This window comes from Bullifex porci, from assembly GCF_009695635.1.
In the GTDB taxonomy this organism is placed as follows: Bacteria; Spirochaetota; Spirochaetia; order Sphaerochaetales; family Sphaerochaetaceae; genus Bullifex; species Bullifex porci.
This window is the reverse complement of sequence record NZ_VUNN01000022.1, coordinates 1-22,733: the sequence shown is the minus strand read 5'-3', so window position 1 is coordinate 22,733 and position 22,733 is coordinate 1. Positions and strand designations below refer to the sequence as shown.

20 protein-coding genes are annotated in these 22,733 nt (G+C 36.0%); 13 read left to right on the top strand and 7 right to left on the bottom strand.

The features are described 5' to 3' along the window. Positions 1-41 precede the first annotated feature (41 nt). From FYJ80_RS09525 to FYJ80_RS09515, 3 genes are read right to left on the bottom strand one after another with little or no spacing between them, the layout of a single operon-like run. Positions 42-1,649, bottom strand: coding sequence for an extracellular solute-binding protein (locus FYJ80_RS09525; protein WP_154426328.1), 1,608 nt, complete (start codon positions 1,647-1,649; stop codon positions 42-44). 20 nt (positions 1,650-1,669) lie between these two features. Then, a complete protein-coding gene (locus tag FYJ80_RS09520; protein WP_154426326.1) occupies positions 1,670-2,590 on the bottom strand; it encodes a carbohydrate ABC transporter permease in 921 nt (306 codons plus the stop codon). A 12-nt stretch (positions 2,591-2,602) separates the two neighbouring features. Then, on the bottom strand, positions 2,603-3,541 hold the full coding sequence (locus FYJ80_RS09515) for an ABC transporter permease (protein WP_154426324.1): 939 nt from the start codon (positions 3,539-3,541) through the stop codon (positions 2,603-2,605). Between the two features lie 180 nt (positions 3,542-3,721). Between FYJ80_RS09515 and FYJ80_RS09510 the strand changes: the two genes are divergently transcribed. Beyond that, a complete protein-coding gene (locus FYJ80_RS09510) occupies positions 3,722-5,824 on the top strand; it encodes a helix-turn-helix transcriptional regulator (protein ID WP_154426322.1) in 2,103 nt (700 codons plus the stop codon). After that, positions 5,821-7,641 carry a heparinase II/III domain-containing protein gene (locus FYJ80_RS09505; RefSeq protein ID WP_154426320.1) on the top strand — a complete coding sequence of 607 codons (1,821 nt, stop codon included), beginning with the start codon at positions 5,821-5,823 and terminating at the stop codon, positions 7,639-7,641. The genes FYJ80_RS09510 and FYJ80_RS09505 overlap by 4 nt, the downstream gene beginning before the upstream one ends. A gap of 123 nt (positions 7,642-7,764) precedes the next feature. Here the strand turns inward: FYJ80_RS09505 and FYJ80_RS09500 are convergent, their stop codons facing one another. Both FYJ80_RS09500 and FYJ80_RS09495 read right to left on the bottom strand, forming a co-directional pair. Then, positions 7,765-7,914, bottom strand: a complete 150-nt coding sequence (locus FYJ80_RS09500; RefSeq protein ID WP_206361055.1) for an AzlD domain-containing protein — start codon at positions 7,912-7,914, stop codon at positions 7,765-7,767. Continuing rightward, positions 7,889-8,872 (bottom strand): sigma 54-interacting transcriptional regulator, encoded by a 984-nt coding sequence (locus tag FYJ80_RS09495; RefSeq protein ID WP_154426316.1) that lies wholly within the window; start codon positions 8,870-8,872, stop codon positions 7,889-7,891. The genes FYJ80_RS09500 and FYJ80_RS09495 overlap by 26 nt, the downstream gene beginning before the upstream one ends. 190 nt (positions 8,873-9,062) lie before the next feature. Here FYJ80_RS09495 and FYJ80_RS09490 point away from each other — a divergent pair, with 190 nt between their 5' ends. The 11 genes from FYJ80_RS09490 (at position 9,063) to FYJ80_RS09440 (ending at position 21,771) form a co-directional block, all read left to right on the top strand. Beyond that, on the top strand, positions 9,063-9,701 hold the full coding sequence (locus FYJ80_RS09490) for a PspA/IM30 family protein (RefSeq protein WP_154426314.1): 639 nt from the start codon (positions 9,063-9,065) through the stop codon (positions 9,699-9,701). Then, positions 9,701-10,045 (top strand): hypothetical protein, encoded by a 345-nt coding sequence (locus FYJ80_RS09485; protein WP_154426312.1) that lies wholly within the window; start codon positions 9,701-9,703, stop codon positions 10,043-10,045. Before FYJ80_RS09490 ends, FYJ80_RS09485 begins: the two co-directional genes overlap by 1 nt. Continuing rightward, entirely contained in the window at positions 10,029-10,436 is a 408-nt protein-coding gene (locus FYJ80_RS09480; protein WP_154426310.1) for a PspC domain-containing protein, read from the top strand. Before FYJ80_RS09485 ends, FYJ80_RS09480 begins: the two co-directional genes overlap by 17 nt. 43 nt (positions 10,437-10,479) lie before the next feature. Then, entirely contained in the window at positions 10,480-11,232 is a 753-nt protein-coding gene (locus tag FYJ80_RS09475) for a DUF4097 family beta strand repeat-containing protein (protein WP_154426308.1), read from the top strand. Next, positions 11,225-12,085, top strand: a complete 861-nt coding sequence (locus FYJ80_RS09470; RefSeq protein ID WP_154426306.1) for a DUF4097 family beta strand repeat-containing protein — start codon at positions 11,225-11,227, stop codon at positions 12,083-12,085. Before FYJ80_RS09475 ends, FYJ80_RS09470 begins: the two co-directional genes overlap by 8 nt. A 3-nt stretch (positions 12,086-12,088) precedes the next feature. Then, positions 12,089-12,808, top strand: coding sequence for a DUF4097 family beta strand repeat-containing protein (locus tag FYJ80_RS09465; RefSeq protein WP_154426304.1), 720 nt, complete (start codon positions 12,089-12,091; stop codon positions 12,806-12,808). A 187-nt stretch (positions 12,809-12,995) separates the two neighbouring features. Continuing rightward, the gene (carA, locus tag FYJ80_RS09460) at positions 12,996-14,084 is read left to right on the top strand and encodes a glutamine-hydrolyzing carbamoyl-phosphate synthase small subunit (protein WP_328596774.1); all 1,089 of its coding nucleotides are present in this window, start codon (positions 12,996-12,998) and stop codon (positions 14,082-14,084) included. A gap of 1 nt (position 14,085) precedes the next feature. After that, positions 14,086-17,289, top strand: a complete 3,204-nt coding sequence (gene carB, locus FYJ80_RS09455; RefSeq protein WP_154426300.1) for a carbamoyl-phosphate synthase large subunit — start codon at positions 14,086-14,088, stop codon at positions 17,287-17,289. Between the two features lie 308 nt (positions 17,290-17,597). Beyond that, a complete protein-coding gene (locus tag FYJ80_RS09450) occupies positions 17,598-18,776 on the top strand; it encodes an AAA family ATPase (protein WP_154426298.1) in 1,179 nt (392 codons plus the stop codon). A gap of 65 nt (positions 18,777-18,841) precedes the next feature. After that, entirely contained in the window at positions 18,842-20,632 is a 1,791-nt protein-coding gene (gene aspS, locus FYJ80_RS09445; protein WP_154426296.1) for an aspartate--tRNA ligase, read from the top strand. Beyond that, the gene (locus FYJ80_RS09440; protein ID WP_154426294.1) at positions 20,629-21,771 is read left to right on the top strand and encodes a BaiN/RdsA family NAD(P)/FAD-dependent oxidoreductase; all 1,143 of its coding nucleotides are present in this window, start codon (positions 20,629-20,631) and stop codon (positions 21,769-21,771) included. Before aspS ends, FYJ80_RS09440 begins: the two co-directional genes overlap by 4 nt. Here the strand turns inward: FYJ80_RS09440 and FYJ80_RS12105 are convergent. Both FYJ80_RS12105 and FYJ80_RS09435 read right to left on the bottom strand, forming a co-directional pair. Then, positions 21,755-21,883, bottom strand: coding sequence for a hypothetical protein (locus FYJ80_RS12105; RefSeq protein ID WP_268878568.1), 129 nt, complete (start codon positions 21,881-21,883; stop codon positions 21,755-21,757). The two genes, FYJ80_RS09440 and FYJ80_RS12105, sit on opposite strands and share 17 nt — an antisense overlap. After that, positions 21,867-22,415, bottom strand: a complete 549-nt coding sequence (locus tag FYJ80_RS09435) for a hydrolase (RefSeq protein WP_154426292.1) — start codon at positions 22,413-22,415, stop codon at positions 21,867-21,869. Before FYJ80_RS09435 ends, FYJ80_RS12105 begins: the two co-directional genes overlap by 17 nt. Positions 22,416-22,733 lie beyond the last annotated feature (318 nt).

Sequence of the window (22,733 nt, the reverse complement as noted above, 5' to 3'; positions counted from 1 at the left end):
CTTTCAGGGATGTGGGGAAAAATCCCCACATCATTATTTTATTATTTACCTGCGCTCATGTAGTAGTCATAAGCTTTCTGGTTGATAGCAATTGCTTCATCAATACCTCTTGAGTGGAGTTCACTAATAAACTTATCGTAATCAGCTTCAAAATCAGCTGTACCGATAATCCATGACTGGAACTTCTCTTCAACATATGGCTTGATGTTATTCATAATTCTCTTATAGCGAGCTTCATCATCTGGCTGATACTTCATATCAAGCTCACCATCTGAGTAAGGTGGCTGATCAGAAAGGAACCACTCTGGATGACCTTCATAGAGTTCACTTGCTGCGAAGCCCCACTTGTTCATACTTGCAAGCTCATAACCACCATCCTGGTTGAAACCTACACGATAGAGAGCACCAATTGATCTGAGGTAACCAACTACAGACTGTGAACCATGGAGAACTGAATCATAGAATTTCTTATTACCATTTTCATCAACATAGTATTCTTCACCTTCAATACCCCAGTTCATGAGAGCAGAACCTGCCTCTGAGAAGAGATAATCGAAGAACTTAATTACTGTTACAGGATCCTTACATGCTGAAGAAATACCCCAACCTACACCTGGGAATCTTTCTGTTCTTTCTTTTACAACACCATTCTGGTCAGCAGGAGGTGCAATAGCAATCATCTCAAGACCAGGAATTTCCTTTGCAAGCTTTACATTGTATTCACTTGTAGATACCCAGTCATGTGTACAACCACCGATGTTTGCTGCAAGGAGTACGTCACGGCTCTTATTACCACGAGTAAAGATTTCTGGATCTAAGATACCATCCTTATACCACTGGATAAGCTTTCTAACACCATATCTGAAGTTTTCTTCAAGAGGCTCGAATTCTACAACACCATTTCTTGTGTAGAAGCCTGTTGAGCTATCAAAGAGGTAAAGGTATTCTTCAGGCATCTTCCATCCAGCTCTATCGAAGAGAGGAATTTCATCCTTTACACCATTACCGTTTGGGTCATTGTTTCTGAAAGCATACATAACAGCCTCAAACTCATCTATTGTTGTTGGAACCTCAAGACCAAGCTTCTGGAGCCAGTCATTTCTAATCCACCAATATTCAGCAGCCTTAAGACCCTGGTTCTTAGGAATGAAGTAGATGTTACCATCTGTAGATGTTGCATATTGTGCGAACTTAGGATCATCTTCCATCATCTTCTTGATATTTGGTGCATATTCATCAATTAAATCATTAAGTGGGATAAGACCACCATCACGACCAAGGCTTTCAAGATCAGCAGTTGAAACATAACCGATAACATCTGCAAGATTACCTGATGAAAGCATAAGGTTATAAGCTTCAGTCTCGTTTGAGTTTGATTGGCTAATTACACTCTTGAAGCTAACATTTGTATCAGCAGCAAGCTTCTTCCAAACCTTCCAATTGCTATCAAATGGCATATTGTTGAAGTTTAAGAAAATTGTGAATTCTTTTGGAGAATCAACAATAGGAAGATGGAAGGAACCATCTGCATTTAAAGTTGGTGCGATACTAGCAGTTGGTTTTGCTGCTGTATTCTCACTCTGACCACCTGCAAAAATAGGAGTACATAGAGCGAGGAGTGCGAGCATAATGATAATTGTCTTTTTCATAATAATATCCTCCTTTGATATTAACCTTTATTTGCTCCGATAGTTAAACCAGTCTTGAAGTACTTTTGTACAAACGGATAGACGATTGCCATCGGAATAATTGCGATAATAATAAGCGCATAAATTGTAGTTGTCTGGCTTGAAAGGGATGCAGAAGTAATGATTGCACTTTCCATTTCATTCTTTACCTTATCAACAAGAAGCTTCTTTAAAAGTACCTGTAGTGGAACTTTAGAGTCATCTGTTAAAAGGTTCATTGGCCAGAAGTAACCATTCCATCTATTTACAGCATAGAACAAACCAACAGTTGCTAAAGCAGGCTTTGATAGTGGCAAATATATTTGTGAGAAAATTCTAAAATCACTAGCACCATCAATAAATGCCGCCTCTTCAAGTGACTCTGGAACCTGTTCAAAGAAGCTCTTGAGAATAATCATATTGTAAGTATTCATTGCAAAGCCAAACAAAATTGCAGAGCGTGTATTGAGCATATGGAAATCACGGAATGTCATATAGAGAGGAATGATACCTGCGCTAAACCACATTGTGAAAACTGTAAATAATGTAAAAATCTTTCTTCCTACTAAGCGCTTTTTTGAAAGTGCATAAGCCATTGTAGTTGAGAAAACCATATTAACTAATACACCACCAAAGGTATAGTAAAGGCTATTAAGCAATGCTGTACCTAAATATGGAGTCTTTAATGCCTGTCTATAAGACTCAAGAGTAACTCCAACAGGTGCTAAGATAACAGAACCATTTTCTACAGGGAGAGGTCTTGATATAGAAGCGATAAATACATAGTAGATAGGATACAGAATGATAGCTACAAGTATTACACCAAAAACATTTAATGCTGCATCAAATATCTTTTCACTTTTACTTTGGATTTTAATACCTGCATTTTTCCCATTTTGTCTTATTGCAGTTGCTTTTTTCATCTCTATTCCCCCTTACCAAAGTGCTGTCTCAGTAAGACGCTTACTAACCTTGTTAGCTGCGACAACTAAGATAAGTGCGATAACTGCTTCAAAAAGACCCGCTGCTGTAGCAACACCATAGTCACCATTCTGAATACCCATTCGGAAGGAGTATGTTGAAATTACATCGGCTGTTGCGTATGTTGATGGTTCGTAGAGTAGAAGGATTGATTCATATCCAACCTTAACCATCTTACCAATATTCATAATAAACATTGTTACTACAGTAGGAATGATACCTGGAATAGTGATATTAATAATTCTTCTCCATCTTCCAGCACCATCAACGATTGCAGCTTCATATAGCTGAGGGTCAATTCCCATTAATGCAGCAATATAAACAATTGCATTAAAGCCTGCAGTCTGCCAAAGAGTCATAATTGTATAAATTGGTCTAAAGTACTGAGGGTAAACCATGAAATACTTTGCTTCAATTCCAAATTTTCCAAGAATCATATTGATAATACCTGTACTTGGAGATAGGAAGTTAACAACCATACCACAAACTACTACTGTTGAAATAAAGTGTGGTAAGAATGAAATTGTTTGTACCATCTTTGAGACAATCTTACTCTTCATCTCAGTAATTAAGATTGCTAATATAACAGGAACTGGGAAACATATTACCATCTGCCATACTGCTATCATAAGAGTGTTTTTTAAAGTTCTTCCAAAGTCTGGACTAGACATATAGATTTTGAAATTTTCTAACCCAACAAATTTACTTCCAGAAAATCCTCTAAATATGTTGTAATCATAAAAAGCCATTCTAAGACCAATCATTGGCTTGTAGCAGAACATGATGTACCATATTAATCCTGGGAGTAAGAACACATACAAAGGCCAACACTTATAAAGCCTTTTTGCTAATGAAACATCACGGCGAACAATGAGCTCATCCTTTTTTTTCATTTCACTTCCTCCTCAAATTGTCAAAGACAGTCTAAAGTGCGTTTTTAAATTCTGTATATCGTTCTTTTTCTCAAGTAATATCCAATTTTCCGAAAACAGGAAAAATGAAGATGAAAAAGGAAAAAAGGTGACAAGTTTTTCTCGACATATGAAAAAAAATGGCTGAAAATTATTAAGAATATGAAAAAGGGGACATATTATTTAAGAATAGTAAAAATATTTAGCATCATTGCAGTAGTCCTTTCACTTGTATTAATAATTGTTGCAATACTTACTATTAAAAATTTTAATGCTAGAGAAGAGCAAATAATGAGCTCTGCTCTTATGACCCAAAGAGAGCTATTAAGAGGAACTCTTTCATATATTAAGGATTCAATTAATCGACTAGTAGCAAATGAAAATGTATCCCAGTGGGCTGATAGTGAATGGGGTGACCCAAACTATTATTTCTACTCATTAAAGCTTTATCATGCAACTAGAGAAGAAACTACATTCCAAGATTATTTAGATTATACAATAAGCATTACTAACCAAGATCCGAAGTCCTTTGTAATCTCATCTGATGGAACAATACAGAAAAACTCTTCTTCCTTCTCACCCGATGATGAAATTCTAAAAGACGGAGTATTTATTCCTGGTATTTATAGATCTCATAAGAATAATTCACTACTTCTTGTTACTAATAGACGAGTTAATGATGCCACTTTGACATTCTTATCAACATTTCGACTTCCAGACGAAATGGTAAATAATAAAGACTATGAATATTGCATCCATGATCAAACTAGAGATATTACAATCTCTAGTTCTGAAAAGTTTGAAAATAGTATAAATGAATTAAAATGGACACCCGATGGTACAGAATCCTCAATTTCAGGCTATCATTGTGTTGTTGACTCTTTCTCTGATTTGGGTTTTTCTGTTATATTTGCATATAAAGAGCCTACTATTACTTCTATAAATATTCTTATTATTTTCTGTGCAATAGTATTTGTGTTTATATCAATTGTAACTTCATATCTATTAGCTCAAAAGCTATATAAGCCTGTTGGAGAGACTATTTCAAAGGTAACTGAGGGTGAAGATGTTAAGGATGAATTTGAATTAATAACAGAGCATTGTAAGCAAATTGAAACATTATCTTTAGAGCTAGAGGATGCTTTAAAAGAACAGAAAATGCTTTCAGAGCAGCAGAAGTACAGAGCCTTTTTAAGAGGTGTTCCTTACATTACAGCTGATAACGATGAAAGCTCATACTTTACAGTTGCTGCAGTTATGTTTGAATGTAGTGAAGAAGAATTAAACCTACTATTTGCTAAGCTTGATAACTTTTCTAAGCAATTTCCTCATGTTCATTTTGTTCGAATGAACTTTATTGAATCTGCAATAGTTGCAAAAGCAGATAATAGTGAAAGCTCAAAGAATAACCTAACAGAAACCTTAAAAAGCTTCTCATTCTCATTAAATGAAAAAATAGAGCTTAGATGCGCTCTTTCATCAACTAATAAGGGTTATCAAACAATATCAAAGAGCTATAAGAGAGCTAGTGATATTCTCTCTTACCGTTATCGATTTAGAAACAAAACAATATTAACAGAGGATGACGTTAAGGGAGAGGAAAAACACATTGTTTTCCCACTTTCAGAGTTCAATAAGCTTATTACAGCCCTACTTGCATCCTCTCCTGAAGCACTATCAATATTTGATAATGTAGTTGAAAGAAATACCAATATTTCTTTTGAAGAATATAAACGTTTTACCTTTACAATGATTGGAATAGTAATTCGTTATTTCCAAGAGCTAAGAACTACCCCTGAGGAGCTATTTGGGGAATCTATTGATTGGTCAGAGCTATATTCAAACTCAGACCCAGATAAGACACTCAAGCGAGTTAGATCAATATTAGCAAAAGCAATGCAATCAAATAGAGAAAAAGAGGTACTTGAGGAATCTGATACATTAAAGCAAATGAAGGATTACATTAATGAGCACTGTACAGAAAACATAATGCTAATTGACCTTGCAAACGAATTCAACTTAACCCCAAAATATTGTTCACAGCTTTTTAGCCAGCTATCAAATGAAAACTTTAAAAGCTATTTGAATAGATTAAAAATCTCAAAGGCATGTAAAGCTATTGAAGACGATCCTGAAATAAAGATTTCAGCCTTAAGTCTCCAGCTAGGCTTTACTTCTGCGAATACATTTATTCGAGTATTTTCTAAATACGTGGGGATAACACCAAAGCTATATGCTGAAAAAATTATAAAGGATAGTAAATGAACCCTTATATAAATAATAATTTAAATCTTTCATTATTATCAGACAAAGACAAACGAGAAATCATTTCATGGGCAGATGAATGTACTCATGGCTATATTACACACAAAGCACACTATGAGATGGAAAGGTGTATAACGCCAATAGCATTTTCTCATTCTCTTTGGAATAAGCTTCCTGAAGAAACAGATGATCCAGAATGGATTTATGCTTATGCAAGACACAGTATCTTATTTAATCTTGCTAAGGCCTATGCACTTACTAAAGAGCAAAAATATCTAAATACATTTAAATCTATTTTTTCCTCATTTATTAATTATTCTGATAGAAAAGGAGAATCTTGGAGAAGCCTAGAGGTTGGAATTAGGCCTGAAAATTGGCTTAGAAGTATTGGTTTATTAAAAGATTCTCAACTAGAAGAGATAATGAAAAAATCACTTGTAGAGCATAAAGAGATACTAATTAATACTCATAAAGGCTTTCATAGGCTATCAAATTGGGGTGTATTACAGGATCATGGATTATTTATCATTGCTTTATATTTTGATGATTTAAAATGCGCCCAATTAGCCCTTACTAGATTAACAGAGGAAGCTATTTTTCAAACTGAAGCAAATGGAATGCATTGGGAGCAAAGTCCAATGTACCAAGCAGAGGTGCTACACGCACTATTAGATACAATATTTCAAGCACGAAAGGCAGATATAAAGGTTTCAAAGGATTTATTAAATATATCGCACGCTATGGCTAAAGCTATTAGTCAAATGGTAAGTAGAAATTCAAACATTTATTTGCTAGGAGATAGTGATGAAATAAATGTAGATGATTTATTAACACTTGCTTCTTACTTATTTAATGATGAAGAACTCTATAGGGGCTTAAACGAAGAGAATATCTTTGATGGACTTCCTAATAATACACTCATTAAAAGTAACACTATTTCATATTCAGATATTTCTAGTGGCAACCATATTATTCGAACACCTCAGCTTGAGGTTCATATGTTTACAGGCAATCTAGGCTCAGGTCATGGTCATATTTCTCCACTTCATATAGATGTATCTGGTAAAAATAATTCGTTCTTCATCGATTCGGGTCGATTCACATATGTCGATAATGAAAAAAGACTATATTATAAAAGTGCTGAAGCTCACAACATACCTATGCTAAAACAAGGATACCCTGTATTACCTAAAGGTTCATGGAGTTACACAGCTATTAGTGAAACCTCTAGAGGTATTTTTATACAAAAAAACAATTATGAGTTAATGCAAGCTGAAAACTATTCTTATCAAGACTTAATTATTCGAAGGAAAATTATTAAAGCTTCAGATGAAATTATTGTGCTAGTAGATGAATATCTCTCTAATAAGCCAAATGATGCTCAGATTCTATTTCATCTTCATCCTAGCTGTAAAATAAAAAACAATGTAATTGAAAATGGAGAAGAGAAATTATACATATATTCATCTGCAAGAATTAGTGTTGAGCCTTGTTTTATTTCCTTGCATTATAATGAGGAGCTTGAAAGCAAGGTAATTAAGCTTGATCAAAGGCTCAATCCTAATGAAGCAATTATTACTTTTATTTCTACTAAGAGCCTAGAAATAAAGGAAGAAGAAATAAGGATAATTGACTCAAACAGAGTACTTACTCGTTCAGAAGGTATTGCATATTCATTTGATCATTTCACACTTATTTCAAGGCCAAAAGAAATAGTTAACCAGGTTGATATATTAAAAGCAGGATTAATTGAAGGCTATGGAAGGGTAATTATCAAAAATGAGAGTGATAAATATCCAACAGCTCTTTATTGGTAAATCAATTAAGCTTAATAGCTTACACTGTAAATTTTTACCATATTCAAAAATGAGCATTCTATTTCTATGTGATTTTTATTCCTAAATTAAAATTATCATAAAATATTTTCATAGCTTAAGGCTTTAGAAAACAAACTGTACCATTAGCATGTAAACTATTGTCCCACCTGCAATTGGTATTAGCATTGATCTTCTGTAAAGATATAGACCAGCTGTAACTAGTGATGCGACTATTGTTGAAATTGTTTTAGGTAAATCGTAGCTCTGCTGCACTCTTTTGGTTTCCTCCAGCTTCATTTAATGCACGTGATAAAAAGATTACATCAAGCTGGCTTTGTGCTACTGCAAAGTCCTTAAGAGGCATTGCCTCTAACCCCAAAGCCTTCTTAGGCTCTTCCTTTATTTTAGGAGCTACCGCTTCACTCTTCTCTACAGCTACTGCCTTTTTCTTAAATGGATTATTAAAAGGATTAAAGTCTACCTCTGTAATTAATGATGAGTCATTTCTATATACTGCACGCTCAATAACATTCTTTAGCTCTCTAACATTTCCCGGCCAAGAGTAATTCATTAAAGCCTCTACTACCTCATCTGATAAAACAGGAAGGCCATCATGTCCACACTCTAAAGCCATCTTAGAAGCAAAGTATTGTGCAAGCAGTAGAATATCATCACCTCGTTCTCTTAGAGGTGGGATAAAGAGTACCTCAAAGCTTAACCTATCTAATAAATCCTCTTTGAACTTACCCTGCTTACATAGCTCTAATAAATCAGCATTAGTTGCACCAACTATTCGAACATTACACTCATGAGTTACAGAGGAGCCAACTCTTTCATAGGTTCCATACTCAACAACACGCAAAATCTTTTCCTGGACCTCAAGTGGTATAAGCCCAATTTCATCTAGAAAAAGTGTTCCGCCCTCAGCCTCCTCAAAGCGGCCCTTACGAGTCTTTGTTGCTCCAGTAAACGCACCCTGCTCATAGCCAAATAGCTCAGACTCAATTAGTGATGAAGGAAGCGCTGCACAGTTTACAGCAACTAAGTTCTTCTGCCATCTTGGAGAGAGATAGTGAATTCTCTGAACTGCTAGCTCCTTACCAGATCCACGCTCTCCTATAATAAGGACAGCTCTATCAACCTTTGCAACCTTTGATAGTTTATCCTGAAACTCCAAGTAAACATCACTTTCACCTATTCCCTTCTGAAGGCTATCCCGCATATTATCCATGTGGGAGATTTTACCACACGTGGGATTTTTCACCAAGGAAAATAATAAAATAACCATTTATTTTTACAAAAATTTTAAAATGTAAAAATCCATCTTCTTGTAATACAATAAGATATTATTCAATAATATAAGTTGGCACACTTCTTGCTTATATAAAAAGCGTAAAAGTAAATTTATTTTGGAGGAAACTATGGGAGTTTTTTCAAGATTTAAAGATATTGTTAATGCAAACATAAATGCTCTATTAGATAAGGCAGAGGATCCAGAGAAGATGCTAAAGCTCATGATGCAGGAGATGGAAGATACCCTCATTGAGCTAAAGAGTAATTGTGCAGCAAGGATGGCATCTAAGATCAGACTTGAAAGAAAGATTGCAGAGCAGAAGGCTTTAATTTCTCGTTGGCAGACAAGAGCAGAGCTTGCAGTTGATAAGGGTCGTGATGATTTAGCAAGAGATGCACTGATTGAGAAGAAGAAGGAAACTGAGACACTTAATACTCTATTAAAGGATGTAGATAACTACTCAGAGATTATTGAGCAATCAAAAACTGAGATTAATCAAATAGAGGATAAGCTTAACCAAGCAAAGCTTAAGCTTAAGAGCCTACAGGAAAAGGCTAGAGCTGCTGAGGCTGAGGCCCTTGCAAATGAGCGCCTTAAAAGAAGTACAGAGGCACACTTTGAGGACTTTGAATCCATCATCGATAAGATGAAAGCAGAGAATGAGCTTTCAAAGCCAGCTAAAACAACTGCTGATATGTTTAGAGAGCTTGAGGAGCAGGATGAAATTGAGAAGGAGCTTGAGGCTCTTAAGAAGGGCAGAGAATAATGGCAGTTATAATTGTAGCAATAGTATTTGGAAGCTTAATCGCTATTACAGCAATCGAAAAAGCCTTTGACCTAAAAAAGAGAAAGCTCGAGGCTGAGATCAGAATGCAGGAGCTAAGAGCAGGTGTTGCACCTGGTACTTACTCAAGAATCAGTAAAAAGGATCTAAAGAAGAATGCAAGAAAGGAAAAAGCTAATGAGGACTTAGGTGTGCACCAGAACACAGAGGCAGAGGAAAGAGAAGAGCTTTTAAGAGGAATCGCAGATTTAAAAGAGCGAATTGATAATATAGATACCATAATGGCTAGTAGAAAACAAAGTGCGGAGGATGAAAAAAATGACTAAGAGATGGTATAGAAGCCCAAGAGGTAAGATTTTAGGAGTAGCAACAGGACTTGCAGAGTGGAGAGATCTTCCAGCAGATCCAGTTAGATTAATTGTCTTTCTAGCAATTATTTGTACAGGATTTTTCCCTGGAGCAATCATATATTTAATCGTAGCACTTTGTCTTCCAGCTAATGAAGAGGACTACCAGACAAACTTTAAGAAATACTACGATAAGGGTCATATCTACAAGGATGCCGAGGATGCTAACTATTACGAGGCTAAGGAAGAAAAGAGTAATGACGACCTTAGAGCTGAGTATGAAAACCTAAAGAAGAAGGTTGAAGAGATGGAAAACGAGATGTTTGATAAGGAAAAGGATTGGGATGCTCGTTTTAATTCTACAAAATAAATAAGGATTTGGAGCTGTTTAAGCAGCTCCAAGTGAAAAACTAATGGATAAGAAAAAACTGTTCTTTACACTACTTCTAATAGTAGTATGCATACTTTTATTTGTAAGAAGATTTATAGCACCAGCTAACACGCCTTCATACGATATTACAACTGAGGTTACAAACAATAATATAGAGATTAATTTCTCATCAAACGATTTATATATAAAGGGAGAGGATATTCCTTATGCAATATTGCGTTTTGGTGAGGATTGTATAGATTTAAATGAAAATATTATAAAAACAATTACTGTTAAAGCTAAAAGCTCTGTAATCCTTTCATTGCCACAAAATGCTAAAACTGTAGTCGTAAATGGTAGTGGTAATGTTTACATAAATAATATAGCTGCTGAGCAGCTTGTATTATCTGCAGCAAACCTTGAGCTTGATGATGCTAATATCGATAAAGCGTCTTTAAGCGCTAAGGAAAGCACAATTTCCTCATCTAGCTTTTCAACGCTATATGTTAAAGGCAGTAGCAAGCCCATTACTATAATAAATAGTAGTGCTAAAAGCATTATGACTGAAACTATTTCAGGTGATATCACAATTGATTCCACTGCTGCTTTTATAGAAGCTAAATCAGATAGTGGTAATATCGATTTAACTCTCAACCAAGATAGCCATATAGTAGCTTCAAGTGAAAATGGAATTATAGAAATTGATGATGGTTTAGATAAAATCGATAGCAAAAATACAGTATTAATTAAAACAAATAGCGGGAACATTCGAATCTCAGGAGATAACGATGATTAAATTTTCAAGACCTTTAATTTTCTTATTAATAATAGTTTTAGCTCTACTTTGCTACTTTGTTCCTTTTAAGCCTATTTCAATATTAGCAGCTCTACTATTAGCTATAATAGCAATTTGGTTAATTGCAGAAAAGAAATATCCTGGCTTTTCAAATAAGGTCTTTAAAAACTTTACTAAGACAACTCTTACTCTAAATAATAATACCTTTGAGATATCAACCCCTACTGCAGATGTTATAGTTAAGAGAGCAACAGATGAACCATTTGCTCTTTTAGATGGAGAAGAAATCCCTCTAACAGAGGATATTTCTATTGAGCGTGATTCAAAGAATTTAAAATATATTACACTCTACCTTCCAAGAGAGCTGGATAAAATTAAGCTATCACTTGTTGCAGGTAATCTAGATCTATCACTTGCTAGCGCAAGGCTTATCGAAGCTCAAAGTGTAAGTGGCAATGTTAAGCTATTAGATATTGCTGCAAATGAAATAACTACAAAAAGTGTTAGTGGAGATGTATCTCTTTATAATGCAAGCTGCGATAAGCTAACAGCATACTCAACAAGCGGAGATTGTGAAATAAAGAGAAGTAAAGCTCAAAGTATAAAGGCTGGATCAATTAGTGGAGATATAGAGCTTTTATCAGATTTTAACTCCTGTGATCTATCAACAACTAGTGGAGATATAGATATAACTACCGAGGATAAGGGCTTTTCTCTTACACTACAATCAACCACAGGTGATTGGACAGTATTTGGTAGAAGCGGTAAAGGACAATATAAGGAGGATGGAAGAGAGGGGTATTCTATTAAAGCATCCTCACTTTCAGGCTCAATTAATGTAATTAGGAGGTAATAAATGATAGCTTTTTCTAAAAGAAGAATAATTTTTATAATAATTGTATTAGCAATTTGTTGGATGACATTTAACATAACCTTCTGCTCTATTAATTCAAGAGCATCAAGAGTACATGTTTCATTTGACTTTGATGACGTTGAGATAAAATCAACTGTTTCCTCTATTAATATAGTAGAGGACGATATAAATAAGGTACTTATAAAAATTGATGGAAACACAAAGGAGCTAGCAAAGGGAGAAGAATATACAATAAAAACTAAAAACAAGGCATTTATTACAGTTCCTCGTAATTTAGATAGCATAAAGATTGAAAGTGTATCTGGGTTTATATCTGCATATGAATTATCTGCAAAGGATATTGAAATAAATAGTGTATCGGGCTCAATATTTGGTTCCGACTCAAATAAGCCAGATGATGTATTACTAAACTCTGTATCCGGTGCAATTGAATATACAAGCTCAACCGATAGTGATTTTACTGCACAAACTATTTCAGGAAGTGTTAATGTTAAATCACATGCAGAGGATATTAAAATAAAATCTGTTTCAGGCTCCTTAGCTTTAGATAATGAGGATAGTGATAGTAGCTTTAAGTTCACAACAGTATCTGGCTCCTGGCAATATGATAACCAAAATGGTTTAGGGGAAATTGAAATAAGCAATAGCTCTGAAAAAATGATACATGCAGAAACAGTCTCGGGAAGCGTAAAGGTCTATTAATAAAAGAGAGCATCATTTGATGCTCCTTTTTTATCAAAGTAATAATACAAAAATATCGTATTTTAATGGTATAAAGTTGCATATTTTTACATATTTGTTGCATTTTGCTGAATTTTTATAAATTATGTTGCAGAAAACATCATATTTTTGATATCCTTCTGTCAATTTGGACTTACGAGGAATTAACGTGCAAAAGGCATATCTAAAATTAAAAGATGGAACTATTTTTTCCGGCATATTACATGGAAAAGCTAATGTATGTGGAGAAGTTGTTTTCAACACATCAATGACAGGATATCCTGAAATACTAACTGACCCTTCATATAATGGACAAATAGTTGTAATGACTTATCCATTAATCGGCAATTATGGTGTTGATATATATGAAAAGGAGAGCAGTAGTATTAAAGCTACTGCTCTTATTGTAAAAAAGCTATATAGAGGCCCACTTCCTGAAGGAAAAACCTCATTAGAAGAGTATATGAGTAAGGGCGATAAGCCTATATTAGAAGGTATAGATACAAGAGCCTTAACACTTCATCTAAGAGATAATGGAAGCCAAAATGGAGTAATTTATCTTGAAGGTATGGAGGCAGAAGCAGATAAAATTCTTTCCACCTTCCCTAAAATTACAGAAAGAGACCTAATTAGTGAGGTAGCTGTTGATAAGGTTACACAATCACCTGAGCTAAGTGAAGGCTTTGTTGCTCCTCCTACAAATCCAACTCTAAAGGCTGCTGTAGTAGATTATGGTATTAAATACTCAATAATCGATGATTTATATCAAAGAAATTGTGCTGTAACACTATTTCCTCCTACCTTCAAGGCTGAGGATGTACTCGATAAGGGATATGATTTATTGTTCTTATCAAATGGCCCAGGAGACCCTGCACTTCTTACTCAGAGCGTTGAGGAAATAAAGAAGTGCTTAAAGAAAATACCAATTAGAGGTATTTGTCTTGGTCACCAGCTACTAACACTAGCTCTTGGTGGTAAAACTGTGAAGATGGACTTTGGCCACCATGGAGGAAACCAGCCAGTTAAAGATATGATTACAGGAAAGACCTTCGTAACAAGCCAAAATCATGGATTTATGAGTGATGAAAAAACTCTTCCAAGTGAAGTTTTAGTTTGGATGAGAAATGCAAATGATAACTCAGTTGAAGGAATTATTTCGAAAGAAAACAATGTTAAATCAGTTCAATTCCACCCTGAGGCATCCCCTGGCCCACATGACAAAAACGATATCTTTGATGAATTCTTAAAGGAGCTTTGATATGCCAAGAAGAGATGATATACACCACATTCTAGTAATAGGTTCAGGTCCTATAGTTATTGGTCAGGCTTGTGAGTTTGACTACTCAGGAAACCAAGCTGTTAAGGCCCTTAAAGAAGAAGGCTATGAGGTTTCTTTAATAAACCCAAATCCTGCAACAGTAATGACTACTCCAGGAATTGCTGATCATATCTTTCTTGAGCCTTTAAAGGTTGAGTACATTGAGAAGATATTCCAGCAGGTTGCTCCAGATGCAATTTTATCTACTATGGGTGGTCAGAGTGCTTTAAACCTCACAATGGAGCTTCAAGAAAAAGGAATATTAGATAAATACAATGTTAAGGTTATTGGAGCCTCTGCTGATGCAATTAATAAGGCTGAGGATAGAGGTGAATTTAAGAAGATAGTCTCAAGCTTAGGTCTGGAAAGTGCTGCATCAAGAATAGTACACACACTCGATGAGGCAAAAAAGGTTTTAAATGAGATTCCTCTACCACTAATTATTAGACCATCCTTTACTCTTGGAGGCATGGGTGGCTCTATTGCAGAAAGCAAGGAGGATTATCTTCCACTCGTTGAAAGAGCCTTAGAGATTAGTCCTGTACATGAAGTATTAATTGAAGAATCATTAATTGGCTGGAAGGAATTTGAAATGGAGGTTATGAGAGATAGTAAGGATAATGCTATCATAGTATGCTCCATTGAAAATATCGATCCTATGGGTGTTCATACTGGCGATAGTATTACAATTGCTCCAAGCCAAACACTCTCAGATAGAGACCTTCAGAGAATGAGAGATGCATCAATAAATATCCTAAGAGCTGTTGGTGTTGATTGCGGTGGTTCAAATGTACAGTTTGCATTAAATCCTAAGGATGGGAGAATGATTGTCATCGAGATGAATCCTCGTGTATCACGTTCCTCTGCCCTTGCAAGTAAGGCAACAGGCTTCCCTATTGCAAGATGCTCTGCAAAGCTAGCTGTAGGATACACCCTAGATGAGGTAGTAAATGAAATTACTGGACAATCAGTATCATGCTTTGAGCCTGCATTAGACTATGTTGCAGTAAAGGTTCCTCGCTTTGAGCTTGAGAAATTCCCTCTACCTGTCTCTGCCCTGGGCACTCAAATGAGAAGCGTTGGTGAGGCTCTTGCTTTAGGAAGAACATGCGCAGAAGCCTTAAATAAGGCATTAAGAAGCGCAGAGAGAAAGATTGAGGGTCTTCAAGAATTAAATAAGGATGTAGATACTATTCTACATGCAGCTCACCCATTAAGATTAGAAGCAGCTTATACAGTAATTAAACAAAAGGGAGAAGCTGCAATTCCTGAGGTTAATAGAATTACTGGCTTTGACCCATATTTCTTATATGTTCTTTTAGAACAATCTGAGCTTGATAAGGAAATTGAAAAGGGACTAACTAAGGAGCTTTTAATTAAAGCGAAAGAAAATGGTATGTCTGATAAGCGAATAGCTACACTTGCAAAACTCAGCGTAGAGGAAGTAAAGAAGCTAAGAGAGGAGGAAAACCTCCATATATCAACTCACTTTGTCGATACCTGTGCTGGTGAAGCTAAGGCATTAACCCCATATTGCTATACAACCTATGGTGAAGCAGATGAAGGAGAGCCTCTTGGAGAGGATGCTGTAATTATCCTTGCATCAGGTCCAAATAGAATTGGACAGGGTCTAGAATTTGATACCTGCTGTACCCTATCCTCTCTTGCTTACAGAAAAAAAGGTCGTAAGACAATAATGATTAACAGTAATCCAGAGACTGTTTCTACAGACTTTAATACATCTGATAGACTCTATATCTCTCCTTTAACTAGTGAAGAGGTAATTGAGATTATGAGAAAGGAGCATTGTAACAGAGTTGTAGTTCAGCTTGGAGGACAAACACCACTTAACATGGCCGCAGAGCTTGAGGCTGCAGGAGCTCAAATTGTAGGTACCTCACTCGAAAGCATAGACAGAACTGAGGATAGAGGTGAATTCTCTGCTCTAGTAAAGGAGCTTGGATTAAGACAACCTGAAAACAGAATGGGTGTAAGCAAAGAGGATGTAATTAAGAAGGCAGAGGAAATAGGCTTCCCTGTTCTACTACGTCCATCCTTTGTTCTTGGCGGTAGATGTATGTTTATCGCATATGACACAGCGGGCTTAGAGGAGTTCTTCCAAGTTTCAGGACTTGAAATTTCTCAAAAGAGTCCAGTGCTAGTAGATCAATTCTTAGAGGATGCATTTGAGTATGACCTTGATGCGATCTCAGATGGTAAGCACATATATATCGGAGGAATATTACAGCACATCGAAGCTGCTGGTATCCACTCAGGTGATAGCGCTGCTGTTTTCCCTCCATATAAAAGTAAGCCTGAGATAATTGAGGAGATGAAAAGCTGGACATTAAAGCTTGCGACTAAGCTAAATGTAAGAGGCTTAATGAATATCCAATTCGCAGAAAAGGATGGAAAGCTTTACATCATTGAGGTTAATCCACGTGCATCTAGAACAGTACCATTTATCTCAAAATCCAGCTCAGTAAACCTAGTAGAGGCTGCCGTAAGAGTTTGGGAGGGCGAGGATTTAGTAGCTCAAGGACTTGTTAAGCCTGGTGATAACATCGCAACAGGAAGATGTACTGTAGGCTGGGCAATTAAGGAGGCTGTATTCTCTTTTGATAGATTCGTCAATGTTGACCCTCAGCTAGGACCTGAGATGCGATCAACTGGTGAGGTTGTTGGTATTGGAACTACCTTTGGTGAGGCATATGCAAAGAGCCAGGCTGCGAGTGGAAACCTACTTCCACGACAAGGTAGAGTTGTTATATCTGTTAATAAAAAGGATAGAAACACAATTCTTCCAATTGCTAAAAAGCTTGAGGAGCTTGGCTTTGAGCTATATGCAACAAAGGGAACTGCAAGAGATCTATTTAATGAGGGTATTTTAGCAAACGTTGCTTTAAAGGTTAATGAAGGACACCCTAATATTGTTGATATGATAAGAGCTCATAAAATCGATCTTGTTATCAATACTCCAATGGGTTTCCATTCAAGAAAGAGTGATGATGACATCAGAACAGAAGCAATGAGAAATAAAATCCCATATACCACTACGACTAGTGCCGCTCATGCAGCGACATTAGCTATCGAATTCTTGAAAAAGAAGGAGTATATTGTACGAGAACTAAGAGCAAACAAATAAATGTTTAATAAAACTAAAATCTTTTTATTAAAAATGTGTTTACTCTTTTTTTGAAAGCTTGTATGTTATAGATGATTGGTGCTAGCTAACTGTCTGTCACAATTTCCCTCAACACACCTATTGATGGCGGTCAGCAGCACCTTTATTTTTTTGTCTTTTGAATTAGCATTTTTATTATTAGGAACTGTTACTAATAGTATTTTTTCTTAATATTTATTATCAATTTTACTAGCTTACCTACTATTTTTGCATTTTTATTGCAAAATCACCTATTAAGGTCTAATATTCTTACAAGAGGATATTATAAAATGCTAGTTAACTTTAATTTTAAAAACTTTCGTTCCTTTTTTGATGAACAAAATCTCTCTCTATTAGCAGGTCACGATAAGGCATTAGAAGAGAATATCATCTCGATTAGTACAGATCTTATTCCTGGTAATTTAGGAGTCCTCAGAAATATTACAGTCTTTGGAGATAATGAGGCTGGAAAAACTAATTTGTTGAAGACACTAGATTTCATGAAGAAAATGGTATTTCTCTCTTCTTCAATGAATATTTGCACACAAAACGAGCCATTTGCTTTACATGAAGGAGCATCTTTACTTGATACACATCTTGAGGTCGAAATAATACAAAATGGAGGCTTCTATAAATATGGCTTTGTAATCAACTCAAATAAAATTGTAAAGGAATGGCTTTTTAGAAGAAGTGAAAGATTAACACCAATTTTTAAAAGAAATCTTGATGAGCTACAAATTACAGGACTAAGCAAAAATGAAGCAACTCTACTAATACCATCAAAGAGTACATTGTTTATCTCGATTGCTGATAAGCTCAATCTTCCTATTGCAAGTGCAATATATGATGTTAAGTCCTTTTTCCAAAGCTTAGAATTTATATCAAGCCCAAAGAGAGAGTATTTAAATCTATATCTAGAAAATGAAGATAGGATTAGAATGGCAGCTTCTATTTTAAAGCAATCAAATTTAGGCTTCTCTGATTTAAAGCTTATAAAGATGGGCTCCTATATCGATGCAGAGCTAACTCAGGATGTTTACTCAGATAATGGAGATATAACAAACAAGAAGAAGGTAAGATTATTCCAGGATCAAAATTTATTAGGAAGAGGAATAATGAGTATTGTATGCATTCTTCCTGTACTATTAAAGGCACTTGATACAGGCGGTACTGTATTGATGAATGATCTAGGCTCAACCTTAAGTGTTCATACTGCTGGCTACCTTCAGAATTTCTTCTCTGATAACAGAATTAACCCTAATGGCGCTCAAATGATAGCAACCTCCTCTGTAAGTATGCTGATGGATGAGGATTTACGAAGAGACCAAATATATTTAGTTAGCCGTGATAACCAAGGTAGGAGCTCACTTTATCGCCTTTCAGATAGGAAAAATGTGAGAAAGAGTGATGTATACAGTAAGAAATATCTCAAAGGCGAATACACTAAGCGCCTTACTGATGCAACGTAATAATTGTCAAGGAAATAGGATGATGATAATATTGTCTCAAATCCTATTTCAGACAGGAGAAGAACATGTCAGAAGAAGCTTTTATGCAGAGAACTGTCACCTGTGGAAGCTTAAGAGCCACAGATGAAGGTAAAAGCGTAATCCTAAACGGTTGGGTGCATAGGGATAGAAACCATGGCGCCCTTCATTTCATAAATCTCAGAGACCGTTATGGCCTCACTCAGGTTGTTGTTGATGATGATGCATCAGCTGAGCTTCAAGAGGTAGCAGCATCTCTTAAGCTTGAATATTGTATCGCAGTAAAGGGTATCGTTCGTCGTCGTCCAGACTCCATGATTAACCCAGATATGGCTACAGGCGAGATTGAGGTTAAGGCAGAAAAGATTGAAGTATTATCACAATGTGCAGTACTTCCATTCATGATCGACGATGAATGTAATGCAAAAGAAGATTTAAGATTAAAGTATCGTTTCCTTGATTTAAGAAGTAAGGGAATGACAGATAGAATCGTTCTTAGACATAAGATCGTAAAGGCTATCAGAGAGTATTTCTATAAAACCGATTTCCTAGAAATCGAAACTCCTACTTTAATCAGAAGTACTCCAGAGGGAGCAAGAGACTTCTTAGTTCCTTCTAGAATTTATCCAGGAAAATTCTTTGCACTTCCACAGTCACCTCAGCTCTATAAGCAGCTTTTAATGGTTAGTGGTATGGATAAGTATTTCCAAATTGCTCGTTGCTATAGAGATGAAGACCCAAGAGGCGATAGACAGCTTGAGTTTACACAGCTCGATATTGAGATGAGCTATGTTACTAGAGATGATGTACTTGCTATGATGGAAGATCTCTTTAACGATGTATTTAAGAAGGTCTTAAATATTGATCTACCAAAGAGCTTCAAGAGAATTGCCTACAACGATGCATTAAACACATATGGCTGTGATAAGCCAGATTTAAGATTTGGTCTTGAGATGCATGATGCTTCATCATTTGCAGCTAAATCAACATTTAACGCATTCTTAGAGCCTCTCAAGGGTAAGGGCGCAGTTAAATACCTAGTTGCACCTCATAAGGATGGCTTCGATTACACAAGAAAGTACATTACTGAGCTTGAAGATGCCGCTAAAGTATATGGAGCAAAGGGCCTAGCTTGGATGAAGGTTCAGGAAGGAAAGCTTTCCGGTGGTGTTACAAAGTACTTTGCAGGTCTTGAGGAAGAGGTATTAGCAACAACAGGTGCTAAGGATGGTGATTTAATCCTCCTAGTTGCACACGACAACTGGAAGAAGTGCTGTAACAGCTTAGGTGCAGTAAGAAGTAAGCTTGGTGCTGATCTAAAGCTTATTAATGAAGATGAGTTTGCATTCTGCTGGATTATCGACTTCCCATTATTCGAGTTTAATGAGGATGAGGGACATTGGGAGGCTGCTCACCATATGTTCAGTATGCCTCAAGCTGAATATATCGATACTCTAGAGCAGGATCCAGGTGCCGTTAAGGGCGATCTCTATGACCTAGTACTCAATGGATATGAGCTTGCTTCAGGTTCAATAAGAATACACGATATCGAATTACAGAAGAGAATCTTTAGAATCTGTAACTTCCCAGATGATGTAGCACAGGAGCGCTTCGGCTTCCTACTTGAGGCATTTAAGTTCTCTCCACCACCACATGGAGGAATTGCTCCTGGAATCGATAGACTTTGTATGATTATTAGTAAGGTTAATACAATTAGAGAGGTTATCGCATTCCCTAAAAATACTGCTGCAATGTCTCCAATGGATGACTGTCCTGCAGTTGTTGAGCCTTCACAGCTTAACGATCTAAAGCTTCAAATCGTACAGGAAGAAAAGTGATAGATATAATTATTATCGGGGGAGGAGCTTCAGGCTCCTTCCTTGCTTCTCTACTTCCTAACTCTCATCTTTTTGAAAAGACAAATAGGCTATGCTCAAAGCTATTATTGACAGGTAATGGAGCATGCAATATTACTCACGATGAAGAGATAAGAGATTTTATTTCACACTACTACGATAAAAAGAATTTTATATCACCAGCAATCTATAGCTTTGGACCTGAAAAAATTAAAGAGTACTTAAAATCAAAGGGTGTTGATACCTATAGTAGAGAGGATGGTAAAGTATTTCCTACCTCTAATAGAGCAGAGACAATAAAAGCGGCTCTAACTGAAGATATAAAAAACATTCATCTAAATGAAGAAGTCAAGAAAATAGAAAAGCTTGATAGCTACTTTATCGTTACTACAACTAAAGCTGAGTACAAGTCAAAGATAGTTGTAATTGCAACAGGAGGAGCCTCATACCCTTTAACAGGCTCAGATGGAACCTTCTTCCCCGCAATTAAAGCTTTAGGACATAAAATAATTCCTCTCCGCCCTGCTCTATCTGCGCTCACAACTCAAAGCATCGATACACATAAAATAGAGGGTGTTACACTTAATAATGTTACCTTACTTCATAAAGGTAAGAGATATAGTGGATCAATAGTATTTACAAAGAGAGGAATTTCAGGTCCATTAGCAATGAACCTATCAAGATCAATTGAAAATAATGATGAGCTAACGCTTATTTCAGCTCAGATAGATAGAGATGAAATTAAAAAGCAAAATGGTAAGGCAAAATGTATCAATGTACTTCATGAAATGACAGCTTTACCTAAGGCCTTTTTAGAGGCAATAGTTCCTTGCCCAGATAAAACAATAGCAGAGCTTTCAAAGAAGGATATTCAAGGAATCATGGAAGCTATTTCAGCACTAAAGCTTATTGTTAAGCTCGATAAGCTATCTCTAGCAACAGTAACTAAGGGCGGTGTTGATACAGCAGAACTAGATAAGAAAACCTTCTCATCTAAAATAGTTGATAACCTATATATTATAGGAGAATGCACAGATGTCGATGGAGAGTGTGGAGGATATAATCTTACCTACGCTCTTGCAAGTGCATACTGTGCATATAAAGCTATTCTTCTTGGTTAGGGATATCAGAAAAAGCAAATTGCTGGTCGTCCATACCCTCAGCACGACCAGTCCACTCAATCATAGGATCATCAATTTCCCAAGCACAATCGTCCTTATAATCCGATAGCATCTGAAACCTTTGTTAACGCATCTATAGTTGTTTGAATTAATTCAGGAAGCTCAATACCACAGAGCTCAGAGCCCTTAAGAATTAAATCTCTATTTACACCAGCAGCAAAGCCCTTGCTTGACCACTTCTTCTTTACAGACTTAACACTCATTCCAACCATTTTCTCTGGTCTCATTAATGCAGTAGCATATACAAGTCCTGTTAATTCATCGATTGTATATAAGATCTTTTCCATCTCTTTTACTGGCTCTACATCTACACAAATTCCCCAGCCATGAGAGCAAACAGAGTGGATGAAATCACTATCAAAATAAGGAGCTAATAGCTCTGGAGCCTTCTTGCAGTGCTCCTCAGGATACATTTCCCAGTCAATATCATGTAATAGACCAACAATACCCCAATATTCAGGATCCTCGCCTTTTTTAACAGCGAACTCTCTCATTGTCGCTTCAACACAATATGCATGATGAAGTAAGCTTTCACTCTTATTATATTTTTTAAAGACCTCTAAGGCCTCTTCTCTTGAAATCATGAAAATCCTCCTAAATACATTGTATTTATTTTCACTCTTTTTTGGAACTTCTAATACCAAAAACTTAAATTTACGAAAATTTAAAAGTTTTTTTGTATTACTAGTAGGAGGTAATAAAAAAAGAGAGAGTAAATTCTCGTTATACTTTCTCGCCAAATACTACATTTTCAAAAAGGATAACAATTTTGATAATAAGAACAAAATATACAAAAGAAGAAAGGGAAATTGTGCAGGAATTAAGGCCAATTGATGACACCTTATTTCGAACAATGGCTAAGGGTAATATTATTCTTGTAGAGCATATCGTCAGATTATCTT